The following is a 14,548-nucleotide window of genomic DNA, read 5'->3' on the forward strand; positions in this document are numbered from 1 at the left end:
TGGGCGACTCGTGATGTGCCTGCCTAGAGTGCCATGAAACGCTGCCGCTGTACCTGCGCTATTGGTCGATGGCTGGCAGCGGCTGCTGATCGACACGTGGGCCGACACTGACAAGCACCTTGCGTGTGAGGTCGACCCTGCGTTGCATGACTTCGCGGACCGCCTCTGGGGTCAGCGTGGTCAGGCGATCGATGTAGGTGTTCAGATGATCATCCGGTTGACGCTGATGGGTGTTTTGGGTGAGCAGCGTGGCCAGGCTGTTGTTTTGGGCAACATCGCGCAGCAGCTGGCCTGCCAGCTGTTGGCGGGCCAGTTGCAGCTCGGCTTCTGTCGGCCCCTGGTGGATGAAGTCGCCAAGCACTTTCGCTACCAGGTCCTGGGAGCCGGTTACGTGCTGCGGGGCGATCTCCCATTCGATGGCGAACAGCCCACCTGCACTCAAGGGCACCAATTGAGTATGGACGCCGTAGGTAAGCCCTCGGCGTTGACGCAGCTCTTTCATCAAGCGGGAGTCCAACCCCGAGCCCAGCACTTCACTGGCCAGTACCAGGGCAAGGAACTCGGGGTTGTTGGCCGGTACATTCATTGGCAGCGCCAGAAGGATCGTGTTGCTCGCCCCGGCCTGCTCGACGTTGATCGTCGTACCCGTTGTTTCAGGCGCGGCCGGCAAGTCAGCGGCGGCCCAGCCTTGAGGCAGTGCCTGGCTGATACGCTGGGCAATGCCCTGCGCCTCTCTGCGCGACAGGTCGCCGACAATGACCATTTCCAGGTTGTTGGCGGAGTAGGCGCGTTGATGAAACGCTTTCAGGTCGTCGGTCGTGACTGCATCGAGTGCCTGCTCTGTGCTGCCCTGTGGGTGGCCATAGGGATGACCGCTGAACAGGTGATGATAGGCCTCGCTGCGCGCCCTGAGTACCGACAGGCTGGCGCGGGATGCCTCATGCAGCACTAGCTGGCGTTTGATCTTCTCCAGCATGGCGTTGTGAAAGGCCGGCTTTGCGACGAGCTCGGTAAATAGATCGATGGCAGGGTCGAGCAATGCCTGGGCGCTCAGGCTGCGCAGGCTCAGGGTCGTGTGCTCACGGCGTATTTGCCTTTCGACCACCGTACCTAGCCGCTCCAGACGCTCGGCATGCTCGATCGCATCAATACGCTGGCTGCCCTCGTCGAGCATGTACAGCGTGAGGGCGGCCAGGCTGGGCGGGTCACTTAGGGCGGTGCCTGCCTTGAAGCGCAGCTTCACATCGACGATAGGCAGGCCGCGAGCTTCGACGAACTTAACGCCTGAGCCAGCGTCGGTTCTCCAGGCGTGCACCGGCGTCTTGATGGCTTCGAAATGGTCAAGCTCCAGACCTTGGGCAGATACCAGGCCGCCGTAAATGCTGTTAGCCGCCAGAGGGGCCAATACGTTATCAGTCATGTTCGCGCTCCTGGTTGTGCATGAAGGTGATCGCCACGCGGGATGCTGTCAGGTAGTCACGTGCGGCTCGGCGAATGTCCTCGCTGGCCACGGCTACGATGGCTTCTCGGTCATCATCCAGCACGATGGGGTCCAGGCCGCAGACGGCCTGCCTGCCGATGGCATTGGCCTGTTCCGCGATGTCGTCCTGTGCAAACAATTGCCTGGCCAGCAGGCGTGCCTTGGCGCGCTGCAACTCGTCGTTGCTGGGTAATGTCTGGCTAAAGGCTTCTATCTCTGACATTAACCTGTTGGCTGCGGCCTCGGGCGCGACAAGCGCGCTGCAGTAGGCATAGACGGTCAGCAGGCTGTCGCCACGCCGATGCGGCTCGTAGGTTGACTTCAGGGCTTGCAGTACCTGCTCATCTATCAGCAGCCGGCGTTGCAGCTTGGCGGCCTGGCCTTCGGTAAGCAGGTCGGGCAGCAGCCGCAATGCGTGGGCCTGGGTAGTGGAGGTGGCGGTGCGTTGGCTGGGCAGGTTGAAGCTGAGGATCACACCAGGCCTGAGGCCCGGCAGGCGCAATATTTGCGTGCGCCGCTCCAGCTTGGGGTCTTCGATGGGCGTTTGCCGGGGCGGCAGGCGATGGGCGGGGATGGCAGTGAAATGTCGCGTCATCAGTTCCTGCAGCCGTTGCAGATCGATATCGCCGGCGACTGAAAGGGTGGCGTTATTGGGGTGATACCAGGTCTGGTACCAGGTGCGGGCCGCCGCTGGCGTCATGTGCTGGAGATCGCTTTTGTGGCCGATAACCGGCGTGGCATAGCGGCTGCTGCCATGGGCCAGTAACTGGTGCTTTTCCAGCGCCAGCGCCCAGGCGTTGTTGTCGACATCCGCGCGGCGCTCGGCCATGACCACCGCCAACTCGCGGGCGAACGGCGCATCGCTCAGGGTTGCAGTGGCCATGGTGTCAGCCATGGCTTCCAGGGCGATCTCCAGCCGGCTGGCTGGCAAGGTCAGTGGAAAGACCGTGGCATCTTCTTGGGTGAATGCATTCGGGTCACCGCCGAGGCGGGTCATCAGGGTCGAATATTGCCCGCTGGCGAGTTTGCTGCTGCCTTCGAACAGCAGATGCTCCAGGGCATGGGAAAGGCCTGTGTGGCCGTCAGGTTCGTAGCTCGAACCCACGTGATACCACAATTGCACGCTTACCAGAGGGGCTCGGTGGTCTTCGCGCAGGTAGACGCGCAGGCCATTGGCGAGGGAGAAGAACTGTACCGAAGGTGGGTGCTCGGTCATGGCTGAAGTGCTCCTGCAAAAAACGAAGGAGCAGCTTCAGTCAGAGGCCAGGTGCGTGTGCGGTAACTAAATAGGCCAACGCTTTACGCTGGCCTGACGCCAGGCGGTCAGCCTCGTTGCCAAAGTGCGTAATACACCTGCCCAGTCTTTTTCTCCCGGTGCAGGCGCCAGTTCCCCGGCATTTGCATGGCCGATGGCGCGGTCTCGCTTTCGGTGTAGACCCACGCCTGCTCGCGCAGCCATTGGTTTTGTTCCAGCAGGTTGCAGGTGTTGGCCAGCAGGTCCTGATGGAAGGGTGGGTCGAGGAACACGACATCGAACTGCTGCTTGGCCGGGTTTTGCAGGTAACGCAGGGCGTCGGTCTGCAGGATCTGCCCGCGCGGGCAGCGCAGCAGCTCAAGGTTGTCCTTGAGGTTGCTGATGGCGGCGGGGTTGCTGTCCAGTGCCACGGCGTCTTCGGCGCCGCGCGACAAGGCTTCGAGCACCAGGGCGCCGCTGCCGGTGAAGGCGTCCAGCACTCGGGCGCCTTCGATGTAGGGCGCGAGCCAGTTGAACAGGGTTTCGCGCACGCGATCAGGCGTTGGCCGCAGGCCGTCGCCTTCAGGCACCGCCAGGCGACGGCTGCGCCACTCGCCAGCGATGATGCGCAGGTGGCCCTGGCCCTTGCTTTGGCCCGTTTGAGGGCGGGCGGGAGGGGTGGATCTTGGCATTAGTGCTCCGGTACGCCGAGCGGTTGCTCGGCGGGCTTGTCAGTGGGGGCTGGCAGCGGCTTTTGCGGCACGTTCGGGCCAGCGGTGACGATGACCAGTTTATCGGCTGACAGGTGTTTGTTCATGGCGGCTTTGACCTGTTCGACGGTGAGGGCCTGGGACTGTTGCATGAAGTCCTCAAGCCAGGTCAGCGGCAGGTTGTAGAAGCCAATGGCGCCCAGTTGGCCGACGATGCTGGCGTTGCTGGCATTGGACAGCGGGAAGCTGCCGGCCAGTTCGCGCTTGGCGTCGTCCAGTTCTTGCTGGGTGGGGCCGGTCTTGAGGTAGTCGGCAAGGATGCCCTGGACCAGTTTGAGGGTACCCTCGCTGAGTTCGGCGCGGGTCTGCAGGTTGATCATGAACGGGCCACGCACCTGCATCGGGCTGAACACCGAGTAGACGCCGTAGGTGAGGCCGCGCTTTTCACGCACTTCGCTCATCAGGCGGGTGCCGAAGGCGCCGCCGCCGAGGATCTGGTTACCCAGCGACAGGGCCGGCCAGTCCGGATCCTGACGGTCGATACCCAGCTCGGCCAGCATCAGGTGGGTCTGCTTGGACGGGAAGTCGATGTGGGTCAGGCCCGCCTTGGGTTCAGCGGGCTGGGCCGGTACCGCCAGCGCCGGGCCCTTTGGCAGGCCGGCGGATACCTGGGCCGCAATGGCTTCGGCTTCGGCGCGGCTGAGGTCGCCGACCAGGGCGATGACCGCGTTGCCGGCTGTGTATGCCTTGGCGTGGAAGGCGCGCAGCTGTGCCAGGGTGATGCCGTTGATGCTTTCGGCGGTGCCGTCGCTCGGGTGGGCGTAGGGGTGGTCGCCGTAGAGCTTGCCGAACAGGGCCTTGCCAGCGATCTTGCCGGGGTTCTGCTTGTCGTATTCGAAGCCGGCCAGCATCTGGTTCTTGATGCGTTTGAGGGCGTCTTCGGGGAAGGTCGGCTTGCCTGCTACCTCGGCGAACAGCTTGAGCGCCGGTTCGCGCTTGTCCTTGGTGCTCAGGCTACGCAGCGACGCCACGGCCATGTCGCGGTAGGAACCGTTGCCGAAGTCCGCGCCCAGGCCTTCGAAGCCTTCGGCAATGGCGGTTACGTCCTTGCCGGCCACGCCCTCGTTGAGCATGGCGTTGGTCAGGGCGGCCAGGCCTGGCGTGCCGCTGTCCTGGCTGCTACCGGCGGCGAAGGTGACGCGCAGGTCGAACATCGGCAGCTCACGGGCTTCGACGAACAGCACCCGGGCGCCTTCGGCGGTGGTCCAGTTCTGGATGTTCAGTTGGCGCCGGCTGGGCGCCTTGCCATCCAGCTCAGCCAGGGACTGCAGGGTATTGGCCGGGCGGGCTGCATTGCTGTCGGCTTTGACCGCGTTGTCGGCGAGGGCCGGGGCCGCCAGCACCGTCGCCAGCGCCAGGGCGCGGATGCCCGTAGCCAGCAGGGTGTGGCGTGGTGCGCTGCGATCACTCATGAGCGGACTCCTCGGGCAGTACATGGGCAACGCTCAGGCGTTCGCGGGTGAAATAGGTGCGCGCAGCGTTCTGGATGTCTTGCGGGGTCACGCGCTTGAGCTCGTCCAGCTCGCTGTCGATCAGCTTCCAGGACAGGCCCACGGTCTCCAATTGGCCGATGGTGGTGGCCTGGCTGCTGATGGAGTCGCGGTCGTAGACCAGGCCGGCGATCACCTGAGCGCGTACGCGTTCGAGCTCTTCGGCGCTGGGTGGCGTGGTCTTGAGCTCTTCCAGCAGTTGCCAGATGCCCTTTTCCACGTCTGCCAGGGTCTTTTGCTTCTGCACATTCGGCGTGGCCGAGATCAGGAACAGGCTGTCGCCACGGGTGAAGGCGTTGTAGCTGGACGATGCACCGGCCACCAGTTCCTGACCGCGCTCCAGGCGTGCCGGCATGCGCGCACTGTAGCCACCGTCAAGCAGGGCCGAGATCAGGCGCAGGGCGTGTACCGTGCTTGGCTCCTTGGCAGTTGCCAGGCCGGGCACGTTGAAGCCGTAGATCAAGCTCGGCAACTGGGTGCGCACGTGCAGGGTCAACTGGCGTTGGCCTGGCTCGGCCAGTTCCAGCGGTAACTTGGCGGGCGGGACCGCACGCTTGGGAATGCCGGCGAAGTACTTTTGCGCCAGGCCCTTTACCTCATCGACGGTGACATCGCCGACGACCACCAAGGTGGCGTTGTTGGGTGCATACCAGGATTCATACCAATGGCGCAGTTCCTCGACCTTCATGCGGTCAAGGTCGGCCATCCAGCCGATGGTCGGGGTGTGGTAGCCGCTGGCAGGGTAGGCCATGGCGCGGAACAGCTCGAACGCCTTGGCGTTGGGCTGATCGTCGGTGCGCAGGCGGCGCTCTTCCTTGATAACCTCGATTTCGCGGCTGAATTCGTCGGCGGGCAGGCGCAGGCTGGCGAGGCGGTCGGCCTCCAGTTCCAGGGCCACCGGCAGGCGGTCGCGGGCCAGCACCTGGTAATAGGCCGTGTAGTCGTCGCTGGTGAAGGCGTTTTCTTCGGCGCCCAGGTCCCGCAGGATGCGCGAGGCCTCGCCGGGGCCGATTTTGGCGCTACCTTTGAACATCATGTGTTCAAGGGCGTGGGACAAACCGGTCTGCCCCGGGGTCTCGTAGCTGGAGCCCACCTTGTACCAGATCTGCGAGACCACCACCGGTGCGCGGTGGTCTTCGCGCACGACCACTTTGAGGCCGTTGTCGAGGATGAATTCGTGAGTCGGTTGCACATCGGCGGCGAAGGCCACGAGCGGCAGGCAGAGCGTGCCGAGCAACAGGCCAGCGGCGCGGCGGGCTAGAGCATTCATACGGTGTTTAACCTGTTCGGCGGCCCGCAGGGTTTAGCGTCGGCGGGCCAGGAGGTGCTAGGATACTGATCCGGTTGCCTGGCGACCATGCCTGTCGCCGTTCTGGCCCACAGGACACTAAGACAAAACGTTGCGCATGAACCAGCCGGCTTCAAGATAGTCTGTTCTGCGTATAGAGAATTCCCGATGCGCCATTGCTGGCGCATCGCTACCCTGAGATAGCCGTCCTCCATGTTTGGTTCCAACGACGACAAAAAAGCGCCGGCCGAGTCTGGCGAAAAGAAAGGCCTGTTCAGCTGGTTTCGCAAGAAGCCGCAGCAACCTGTCGCCGAACAGCCGCAAACGCCCGAGCCACAGGCTGAAGAGCCGCTAGCGGCGCAGCCTGCTGTCGAGCAGCCTGTCGCTGCGCCGGTCGAGCCGGTGGCCGTACAAGCCCCTGTTGCTTATGAGCCGCCTGAGCCGGTGCCAGCCGTGGCTGATCATGCGCCCGCTCAGCCTGCCCAGTCCCCTGCGGGCGAGGGCTTGCCTGCGAACGCGCAAGCCGCCGCACCGCAGGTCGAAAGCCCAGCACCGGTGGGGCTAGCCACGCAAGCTTCGGTCATTCACGCCGTAGAGCCGCCTGTCAGCAATTTGGTGCTGCCGGTTGCCGAGGAACCCGTAGCCCTGGTGCCGGACCTTGAGCCCACGGCCCCGCCAGCGATTCCTGAGCGACCAGCGGTCGAGCCCCCAGCGCCCGTGGCAGTCGCACCTCTGCCCGCGCCAGTGGTTGCCGAGCCTGCCCCGGTCGCTGCTCCGGCTCCGGCTCCGGTCGAACCCGAACCCGTTGCCGCGCCGGTCGTCACCGAACAACCCAAGGCCGGCTTCTTCGCCCGCCTCAAACAGGGCCTGTCCAAGACCAGTGCCAGCATCGGCGAAGGCATGGCCAGCCTGTTCCTGGGCAAGAAGGTCATCGACGATGACCTGCTCGACGAGATCGAGACCCGCCTGCTGACCGCCGACGTCGGTGTGGAAGCGACCTCGACCATCGTCCAGAACCTGACCCAGAAGGTCGCCCGCAAGCAGCTGGCCGATGCCGATGCACTGTACAAATCGCTGCAGGAAGAACTGGCCGCACTGTTGCGCCCGGTCGAGCAGCCGCTGAAAGTCCAGGCACAGAACAAACCCTACGTGATCCTGGTGGTCGGCGTGAACGGCGCCGGCAAGACCACCACCATCGGCAAGCTGGCCAAGAAGCTGCAACTGGAAGGCAAGAAGGTCATGCTGGCCGCCGGCGACACCTTCCGTGCCGCAGCGGTGGAACAGTTGCAGGTCTGGGGTGAGCGTAACCAGATCCCGGTCATCGCCCAGCACACCGGTGCCGACTCGGCCTCGGTGATCTTCGATGCCGTGCAGGCCGCCAAGGCCCGCGGCGTGGATGTGCTGATCGCCGATACTGCGGGTCGTCTGCACACCAAGGACAACCTGATGGAAGAGCTGAAGAAGGTTCGCCGGGTCATCGGCAAGCTCGACGCCGATGCGCCTCATGAGGTGCTGCTGGTGCTCGACGCCGGTACCGGCCAGAACGCCATCAGCCAGGCCAAGTACTTTAACCAAAGCGTCGAGCTGACCGGCCTGGCCCTGACCAAGCTGGACGGCACCGCCAAGGGCGGGGTGATTTTCGCCCTGGCCAAGCAGTTCAGCATCCCGATCCGTTTCATCGGTGTCGGTGAGGGTATCGACGACCTGCGCACCTTCGAAGCCGAGCCGTTCGTCAAGGCTCTGTTCGCCGAGCGAGAGCATCCATGATCCGATTCGAACAGGTTGCCAAGCGCTATCCCAATGGCCATGTAGGCTTGCATGAGCTTAGTTTTCGGGCGCGCCGGGGCGAATTCCTGTTCGTCACCGGGCACTCAGGTGCCGGTAAGAGCACCTTGCTGCGTTTGCTGCTGGCCATGGAGCGTCCGACCAGCGGTAAGTTGATGCTGGCAGGGCAGGACCTGGGCCAGATCAGCAATGCGCAGATCCCGTTCTTGCGTCGGCAGATCGGTGTGGTGTTCCAGAACCACCAGTTACTGTTCGACCGCACGGTGTTCAACAACATCGCCTTGCCGCTGCAGATCCTCGGCCTGTCCAAGGCCGAGATCAGCAAGCGCGTGGATTCGGCGCTGGAGCGTGTGTCCCTGGTCGACAAGGGCGAACTGTTCCCGGCGGACCTGTCCACGGGGCAGCAGCAACGGGTTGGTATTGCGCGTGCCATCGTCCACCAGCCAGCCTTATTGCTGGCCGACGAACCCACCGGCAACCTGGACCCGCGCCTGGCCGCAGAGATCATGGGGGTGTTCGAGGACATCAACCGCCTGGGCACAACCGTATTGATCGCCAGCCACGACTTGGCACTGATCGCGCGCATGCGCCATCGCATGCTGACGCTGCAGCGCGGTCGTCTGATCGGCGATGGGGAGGCCGGGCAATGAGCACTACACGTACGCCGAAGGTTTCCGAGCGGGTTGCGCCGAAACCCGCCGATCCGACGCCTGAGAAGAAAAAACGCGACGACGATGATGGCCCGGACTTCCGGACATTGCTGCACGCATGGCTGGAAAGCCACCGGGCGAGCATGGCCGACAGTTTGCGTCGCCTCGGTAAGCAGCCGATCGGCAGCTTCTTCACCTGCCTGGTCATGGCTGTGGCGTTGAGCATGCCCATGGGCCTGTCATTGCTGTTGAAGAACGTCGAGAAACTCGGCGGCTCCTGGCAGCGCGCCGCGCAGATCTCGCTGTATCTGAAGCTTGACGCGGGCAGCAAGGAAGGCGAGGCCCTGCGCGACGAGATCAAGGGCATGCCTGGGGTGGCTGATGCGTTGTATGTCAGCCGCGACCAGGCACTGGAAGAATTCCAGCAGCAGTCCGGCCTGGGCGAGGCATTGCGCGAGCTCCCCGAAAACCCGCTGCCTGGTGTGGTGGTGGTGACCCCGACCGAGGTCGACAAGCCCGCGCTGGAGGCCCTGCGTCAGCGCCTGTCGGAACTGCCAAAGGTCGAAGTGGCGCAGCTGGATCTGGTATGGGTCGAGCGCCTGGCGGCGATCCTCAAGCTGGGCGACCGCTTTGTCTTCGGTCTGGCTGTCATGCTGATTTCTGCGCTGCTGTTAGTAATCGGTAACACAATTCGTCTACATATTGAAAACCGTCGTACCGAGATTGAAGTGATCAAGCTGGTAGGCGGCACCGACAGCTACGTGCGCAGGCCTTTCCTGTACATGGGCGCCCTGTATGGCCTGGGCGCAGGGCTGTTGGCCTGGGGTATCCTGGCGTTCGGCCTGAACTGGCTGAACCAGGCGGTTGTCGGGCTTTCCGGGTTGTATGGCAGCAACTTCGCCCTGGGTGGGGTGCCGGCGTCCGATGGTCTGTCGCTCTTGATCGGAGCGGTGCTGTTGGGGTATATCGGTGCATGGATCGCGGTCGCTCGCCATTTGAATGAGCTGGCGCCTCGATAGTTTTTCCCGTGCCAGCATTGACTTTATTACCGTTTTGGGAACTTGTTTACCGGTTTCCGGTCAATGTTGGCAGTGCCCACAAGGCACGAGTCTAGTAAGTCGGAGGTTCTTGAATGACCACATCGTTGCAACCTGCCTATGCCTTGGTACCCGGTGCAAACCTGGAAGCCTATGTGCACACGGTCAACAGCATCCCGCTGCTGACGGTCGAGCAGGAGCGTGATCTGGCCGAGCGTCTCTATTATGAGCAGGATCTTGAGGCCGCTCGGCAAATGGTGATGGCCCACCTGCGTTTCGTTGTACATATCGCTCGTAGCTATGCAGGTTATGGTCTGGCCCAGGCCGACCTGATCCAGGAAGGCAACGTCGGCCTGATGAAGGCCGTCAAACGCTTCAACCCTGAGATGGGTGTGCGCCTGGTGTCCTTTGCCGTGCACTGGATCAAGGCTGAAATCCACGAATTCATCCTGCGCAACTGGCGCATCGTCAAGGTGGCGACCACCAAGGCCCAGCGCAAATTGTTCTTCAATCTGCGCAGCCAGAAGAAGCGTCTGGCCTGGCTGAACAACGATGAAGTTCATCGTGTGGCCGAGAGCCTGGGCGTTGAGCCGCGTGAAGTGCGCGAGATGGAAAGCCGCCTGAGTGGCCAGGACATGGCCTTCGACCCAGCGGCGGAAGCCGACGACGACAGCGCGTTCCAGTCGCCTGCGCATTACCTGGAAGACCACCGCTACGACCCGGCGGTACAGCTTGAGGATGCCGACTGGAGCGACAACTCCACCAGCAACCTGCATGAAGCGCTGCAAGGTCTGGACGAGCGCAGCCGTGACATTCTCTACCAGCGCTGGTTGGCGGAAGAGAAGGCGACGTTGCATGAGCTGGCGGACAAGTACAGCGTTTCGGCTGAGCGTATTCGTCAGTTGGAAAAGAATGCGATGAACAAGGTGAAGGCGCTGATCACAGTGTGATCGAGCCTTAGTTGCATTGAAAAGCCGCTGGCCCGAAGAGGGTTGGCGGCTTTTTTGTTTGAGTTGGCTTTACGGGCTCTTTCGCGGGTAAACCCGCTCCCACAGGATATCGAGGCCCCTGTGGGAGCGGGTTTACCCGCGAAGAGGCCAGTTCAGCTAACGAAAGGCTTAAAGCCTGCGCGAAGCATCCAGCTGCATCAGGTAGCTCGGCCCACCCAGCTGGCTCATCTGCCGCCGAATCCACCCGGCCCGACTGGCCACATAGGCGCTGGGCCGGCTGGCGCTCCACTTGATCGGGCTGGGCAACACCGCGGCCAGTTGCGCGGCCTGTTGCCGATTGAGTCGGCTGGCATCGACGCCGAAGTGGTAGCGCGCCGCCGCCTGGGCGCCGAACACGCCATTGCCCCATTCGGCGCTGTTCAGGTAGACCTCAAGGATCCGCTCCTTCGACCAGAACAGCTCGATCAGCGCCGTGAACCAGGCCTCCAGGCCCTTGCGGAACCAGCTGCGCCCCGACCACAGGAACAGGTTCTTGGCCACTTGTTGGGTCAAGGTGCTGGCGCCGCGAATGTTGCCACCGCGTTCGTTATAGGCCAGTGCCGCCTGAATGGCCGGTATATCGAAGCCCCAGTGGTTGGCGAACTTCTGATCCTCACCCGCAATGACCGCGACCTTCAGATCATCGGAGATGTTCTCCCACGGCTCCCAGTCGCGCTGCAGGTCGATCGGCTCGCCACTCACCCAGGACTGAACCTTGCGCTCGACCATCAATGCCGTACCAGGTGGTGGCACCCAGCGAAACACTAGCACCACTACGATGCTGCCGGCAGCGAACCAGAGCAGGGCGCGGGCGAGGCGGCGGATAAGGGATGGCAGCATGTCGATGGCTTGGCCGGACCGGTGGAAGGGGCCATTATACAGACCCGATACAAGGAGTCGTCCCATGCTTCGCAGCTTCCTGATGCTTGCCGCCTTTTTCGGCTTTACCGGTGTGGCCCTTGGCGCATTCGCCGCCCATGGGCTGAAGAACCGTCTTACGGCAGACTACCTGGCCATCTTCCATACCGGTGTGACCTATCAGTTGGTGCATGCCCTGGCGATTTTCGGTGTTGCCGTGCTGGCGGCGCATTTGCCGGGGCGTCTGCTCGGTTGGGCCGGTGGTCTGTTCACACTGGGCATCGTATTGTTCTCCGGTAGCCTGTACCTGCTGACCCTGACGGGCGTGGGTAAGCTTGGCATCATCACGCCCATCGGCGGATTGTGCTTTCTCGCCGGTTGGCTGTGCTTGGGTCTGGCAGCCTGGCGGTTGGGCTGACCGAGCGGTCCACAATCACGACTAATGGCGTGCACCGCCCTTGGGTTAAAGGGTTGTTCGGCGCTAGAATGCGGGCCCCAAAGAACAATGGTGGCCGTGCGCATGCGCATTCAACTGAACGGTGAACCTTACGAACTGCCCGCTGGCGAAAGCGTCGCGGCCCTGCTGACCCGTCTGGAACTGACCGGGCGCCGGGTGGCGGTGGAACTCAACCTGGATATCGTGCCGCGTAGCCAGCACGACAGCACGCTGTTGAACGACGGTGACCAGGTCGAGGTGGTCCACGCCATCGGCGGCGGCTGATAGCGGCTCGGCGGTTCACATGAAAGCCCAGTAACCTTTTCCCGAGGAACAACGATGAGCAACGTTCGTAGCGACAAGCCCTTTACCCTGGCCGGGCGCACTTTCCAATCGCGCCTGCTGGTCGGCACCGGCAAATACCGTGACATGGACGAAACCCGCCTGGCCATCGAGGCCTCGGGTGCCGAGATCGTCACCGTCGCCGTGCGTCGTACCAACATCGGTCAGAACCCGGGCGAGCCGAACCTGCTCGACGTGCTGCCACCCGACCGCTACACCATCCTGCCGAACACTGCGGGCTGCTACGACGCAGTCGAAGCCGTGCGTACCTGCCGCCTGGCCCGCGAGCTGCTGGATGGTCACAATCTGGTCAAGCTGGAAGTTCTGGCCGACCAGAAGACGCTGTTCCCGAACGTAATCGAGACCCTCAAGGCCGCCGAGGTCTTGGTCAAGGACGGTTTCGACGTGATGGTCTACACCAGCGACGACCCGATCATCGCCCGTCAACTGGCCGAAGTAGGCTGCATCGCGGTCATGCCGCTGGCAGGCTTGATCGGCACCGGGCTGGGCATCTGCAACCCCTACAACCTGCAGATCATCCTGGAAGAATCCAAGGTGCCGGTGCTGGTCGATGCCGGTGTGGGTACCGCCTCCGACGCCACCATCGCCATGGAAATGGGCTGCGAGGCAGTGCTGATGAACTCGGCCATCGCCCATGCCCAGCAACCGGTGCTGATGGCCGAAGCCATGAAGCACGCCATTGTGGCAGGTCGCATGGCCTACCTGGCCGGCCGCATGCCGAAGAAACTCTATGCCAGCGCCTCTTCGCCGCTGGATGGTCTGATCAAGTAAGAGCTCCTGATGACTGAATCGCAAGAAACGCCGATCACCGCCGAAGGCGAAGAGCGCCCACACCGCCGTATCAAAAGCTTCGTGATGCGCGCCGGGCGCATGACCGAAGGCCAGCAACGCGGCCTGGACCAGGGTGGGCCACTGTTCATCCTGCCGCTGGCCGACAGCCCGGTGGATTACGACCAGGTGTTCGACCGCTCGGCACCGCGCACGTTGGAGATCGGTTTCGGCATGGGCCACTCCCTGCTGGAGATGGCCGCTGCCGCGCCAGAGCAGGACTTTATCGGTGTCGAAGTGCACCGTCCGGGCGTTGGCGCGCTGCTCAACGGCGTGCTGACCCAAGGGCTGAAGAACCTGCGGGTGTATGACTGCGATGCCATCGAAGTGCTCAACCGCTGCGTGGCCGACAACAGCCTCGACCGTTTGATGCTGTTCTTCCCGGACCCTTGGCACAAGGCGCGCCATCACAAGCGCCGCATCGTGCAGCTGGAGTTCGCAGAGCTGGTACGCCGCAAGCTCAAGCCGGGTGGTGTGTTCCACATGGCGACCGACTGGGAACCGTATGCCGAGTACATGCTGGAAGTGATGAGCGCGGCGCCGGGTTACCGTAACCAGGCGGCGGATGGTGCGTATGTGCCGCGTCCGCTAGAGCGTCCGATCACCAAGTTCGAGCGCCGTGGTGAGCGCTTGGGGCATGGGGTTTGGGATTTGAAGTTCGAGAAGGTGGATTGATTGGTCGCTTGAGCCTTTCGAGCCGAGCCTGCCGAAATGACAGACGAAAAAACCGCCTTGAGAAGGGCGGTTTTTTTATTGAAGCGATCGGACTGAGGATCCATCGCTTCGGGCTTTCACTGAAAGACCCCGTACGATGCAGAGATCATAGGTAGCCCCTGGCGATGCGTCAATGTTCCGAAAGATGTGGCATCACGTGTGTCGGCGTCGTTAAGGGATTTCTGTGGGAGCGACTTTACTCGCGAAGAATGCGACGCGGTGCCTGGCACGGGCTGCGCCCGTGTTCGCGGGTGAACCCGCTCCCACAGAAGTAGTGCAGTGCTGTAGACGTGCGTTACCCCCGCCGATCAGCCACGACGCCGATCAACACCAGCACCACCAGCAGCACCGGTGCCAACGCATAGTTATTGAACTGGCCCAGCCCCTTCACCACCCACGGCGTGGCATAGATCAGCGCTGCACCGCTGCCGATCATCACCAGCAGGGCCATGAACGGCACCCGCAGGGCGCCAGCCAGGCTGCCCAGGCGTTGTTCCACCGTGGCTTTGATATCGGTGCCGAACAGCACCAGCAGGCAGCCTACCAAGGCCAGTGAAATCTCCGACAGGTTACTGCGGCTCCAGCGAGAAGCCGTTGCAAGCAGATCAAGTACCAGATCCATGGGT

15 protein-coding genes are annotated in these 14,548 nt (G+C 62.9%); 8 read left to right on the forward strand and 7 right to left on the reverse strand.

Annotated features, from left to right (window positions below):
* Nucleotides 1-58: 58 nt before the first annotated feature.
* From OGV19_RS25330 to OGV19_RS25350, 5 genes are all read right to left on the reverse strand, one after another.
* The gene (locus OGV19_RS25330) at nucleotides 59-1,420 is read right to left on the reverse strand and encodes a M16 family metallopeptidase (protein WP_264311165.1); all 1,362 of its coding nucleotides are present in this window, start codon (nucleotides 1,418-1,420) and stop codon (nucleotides 59-61) included.
* Nucleotides 1,413-2,696 (reverse strand): M16 family metallopeptidase, encoded by a 1,284-nt coding sequence (locus OGV19_RS25335; RefSeq protein ID WP_264311166.1) that lies wholly within the window; start codon nucleotides 2,694-2,696, stop codon nucleotides 1,413-1,415. The genes OGV19_RS25330 and OGV19_RS25335 overlap by 8 nt, the downstream gene beginning before the upstream one ends.
* Before the next feature lie 107 nt (nucleotides 2,697-2,803).
* Nucleotides 2,804-3,406 carry a 16S rRNA (guanine(966)-N(2))-methyltransferase RsmD gene (rsmD, locus tag OGV19_RS25340; protein ID WP_264311167.1) on the reverse strand — a complete coding sequence of 201 codons (603 nt, stop codon included), beginning with the start codon at nucleotides 3,404-3,406 and terminating at the stop codon, nucleotides 2,804-2,806.
* On the reverse strand, nucleotides 3,406-4,896 hold the full coding sequence (locus tag OGV19_RS25345; protein ID WP_264311168.1) for a M16 family metallopeptidase: 1,491 nt from the start codon (nucleotides 4,894-4,896) through the stop codon (nucleotides 3,406-3,408). The genes rsmD and OGV19_RS25345 overlap by 1 nt, the downstream gene beginning before the upstream one ends.
* Nucleotides 4,889-6,244 (reverse strand): M16 family metallopeptidase, encoded by a 1,356-nt coding sequence (locus OGV19_RS25350; RefSeq protein ID WP_264311169.1) that lies wholly within the window; start codon nucleotides 6,242-6,244, stop codon nucleotides 4,889-4,891. Before OGV19_RS25350 ends, OGV19_RS25345 begins: the two co-directional genes overlap by 8 nt.
* Before the next feature lie 231 nt (nucleotides 6,245-6,475).
* On the opposite strand from OGV19_RS25350, the gene ftsY reads away from it, so the two are divergent.
* The 4 genes from ftsY (at nucleotide 6,476) to rpoH (ending at nucleotide 10,684) form a co-directional block, all read left to right on the forward strand.
* Nucleotides 6,476-8,029 carry a signal recognition particle-docking protein FtsY gene (gene ftsY, locus OGV19_RS25355; RefSeq protein WP_264311170.1) on the forward strand — a complete coding sequence of 518 codons (1,554 nt, stop codon included), beginning with the start codon at nucleotides 6,476-6,478 and terminating at the stop codon, nucleotides 8,027-8,029.
* The gene (gene ftsE / locus OGV19_RS25360) at nucleotides 8,026-8,697 is read left to right on the forward strand and encodes a cell division ATP-binding protein FtsE (RefSeq protein ID WP_264311171.1); all 672 of its coding nucleotides are present in this window, start codon (nucleotides 8,026-8,028) and stop codon (nucleotides 8,695-8,697) included. The genes ftsY and ftsE overlap by 4 nt, the downstream gene beginning before the upstream one ends.
* Nucleotides 8,694-9,716: a permease-like cell division protein FtsX gene (gene ftsX / locus OGV19_RS25365; protein ID WP_264311172.1), complete on the forward strand. Its 1,023-nt coding sequence runs from the start codon at nucleotides 8,694-8,696 to the stop codon at nucleotides 9,714-9,716. The genes ftsE and ftsX overlap by 4 nt, the downstream gene beginning before the upstream one ends.
* A gap of 113 nt (nucleotides 9,717-9,829) precedes the next feature.
* Entirely contained in the window at nucleotides 9,830-10,684 is an 855-nt protein-coding gene (rpoH, locus tag OGV19_RS25370; protein WP_023378197.1) for an RNA polymerase sigma factor RpoH, read from the forward strand.
* A gap of 168 nt (nucleotides 10,685-10,852) precedes the next feature.
* On the opposite strand, the gene mtgA is transcribed toward rpoH, so the two are convergent.
* Nucleotides 10,853-11,563, reverse strand: coding sequence for a monofunctional biosynthetic peptidoglycan transglycosylase (gene mtgA / locus OGV19_RS25375; protein ID WP_264311173.1), 711 nt, complete (start codon nucleotides 11,561-11,563; stop codon nucleotides 10,853-10,855).
* A gap of 64 nt (nucleotides 11,564-11,627) precedes the next feature.
* Between mtgA and OGV19_RS25380 the strand changes: the two genes are divergently transcribed.
* The 4 genes from OGV19_RS25380 (at nucleotide 11,628) to trmB (ending at nucleotide 13,883) form a co-directional block, all read left to right on the forward strand.
* The gene (locus OGV19_RS25380) at nucleotides 11,628-11,999 is read left to right on the forward strand and encodes a DUF423 domain-containing protein (RefSeq protein ID WP_264311174.1); all 372 of its coding nucleotides are present in this window, start codon (nucleotides 11,628-11,630) and stop codon (nucleotides 11,997-11,999) included.
* Nucleotides 12,000-12,101: 102 nt separating this feature from the next.
* Entirely contained in the window at nucleotides 12,102-12,302 is a 201-nt protein-coding gene (gene thiS, locus OGV19_RS25385) for a sulfur carrier protein ThiS (protein WP_033692437.1), read from the forward strand.
* A gap of 54 nt (nucleotides 12,303-12,356) precedes the next feature.
* A complete protein-coding gene (locus OGV19_RS25390; RefSeq protein ID WP_264311175.1) occupies nucleotides 12,357-13,151 on the forward strand; it encodes a thiazole synthase in 795 nt (264 codons plus the stop codon).
* A gap of 9 nt (nucleotides 13,152-13,160) precedes the next feature.
* On the forward strand, nucleotides 13,161-13,883 hold the full coding sequence (trmB, locus tag OGV19_RS25395) for a tRNA (guanosine(46)-N7)-methyltransferase TrmB (RefSeq protein WP_264311176.1): 723 nt from the start codon (nucleotides 13,161-13,163) through the stop codon (nucleotides 13,881-13,883).
* A gap of 334 nt (nucleotides 13,884-14,217) precedes the next feature.
* Here the strand turns inward: trmB and OGV19_RS25400 are convergent, their stop codons facing one another.
* The gene (locus tag OGV19_RS25400) at nucleotides 14,218-14,544 is read right to left on the reverse strand and encodes a DUF3392 family protein (protein WP_027592335.1); all 327 of its coding nucleotides are present in this window, start codon (nucleotides 14,542-14,544) and stop codon (nucleotides 14,218-14,220) included.
* Between the last annotated feature and the right edge of the window lie 4 nt (nucleotides 14,545-14,548).

Source organism: Pseudomonas putida (genome assembly GCF_025905425.1).
Lineage (GTDB): Bacteria > Pseudomonadota > Gammaproteobacteria > Pseudomonadales > Pseudomonadaceae > Aquipseudomonas > Aquipseudomonas putida_AF.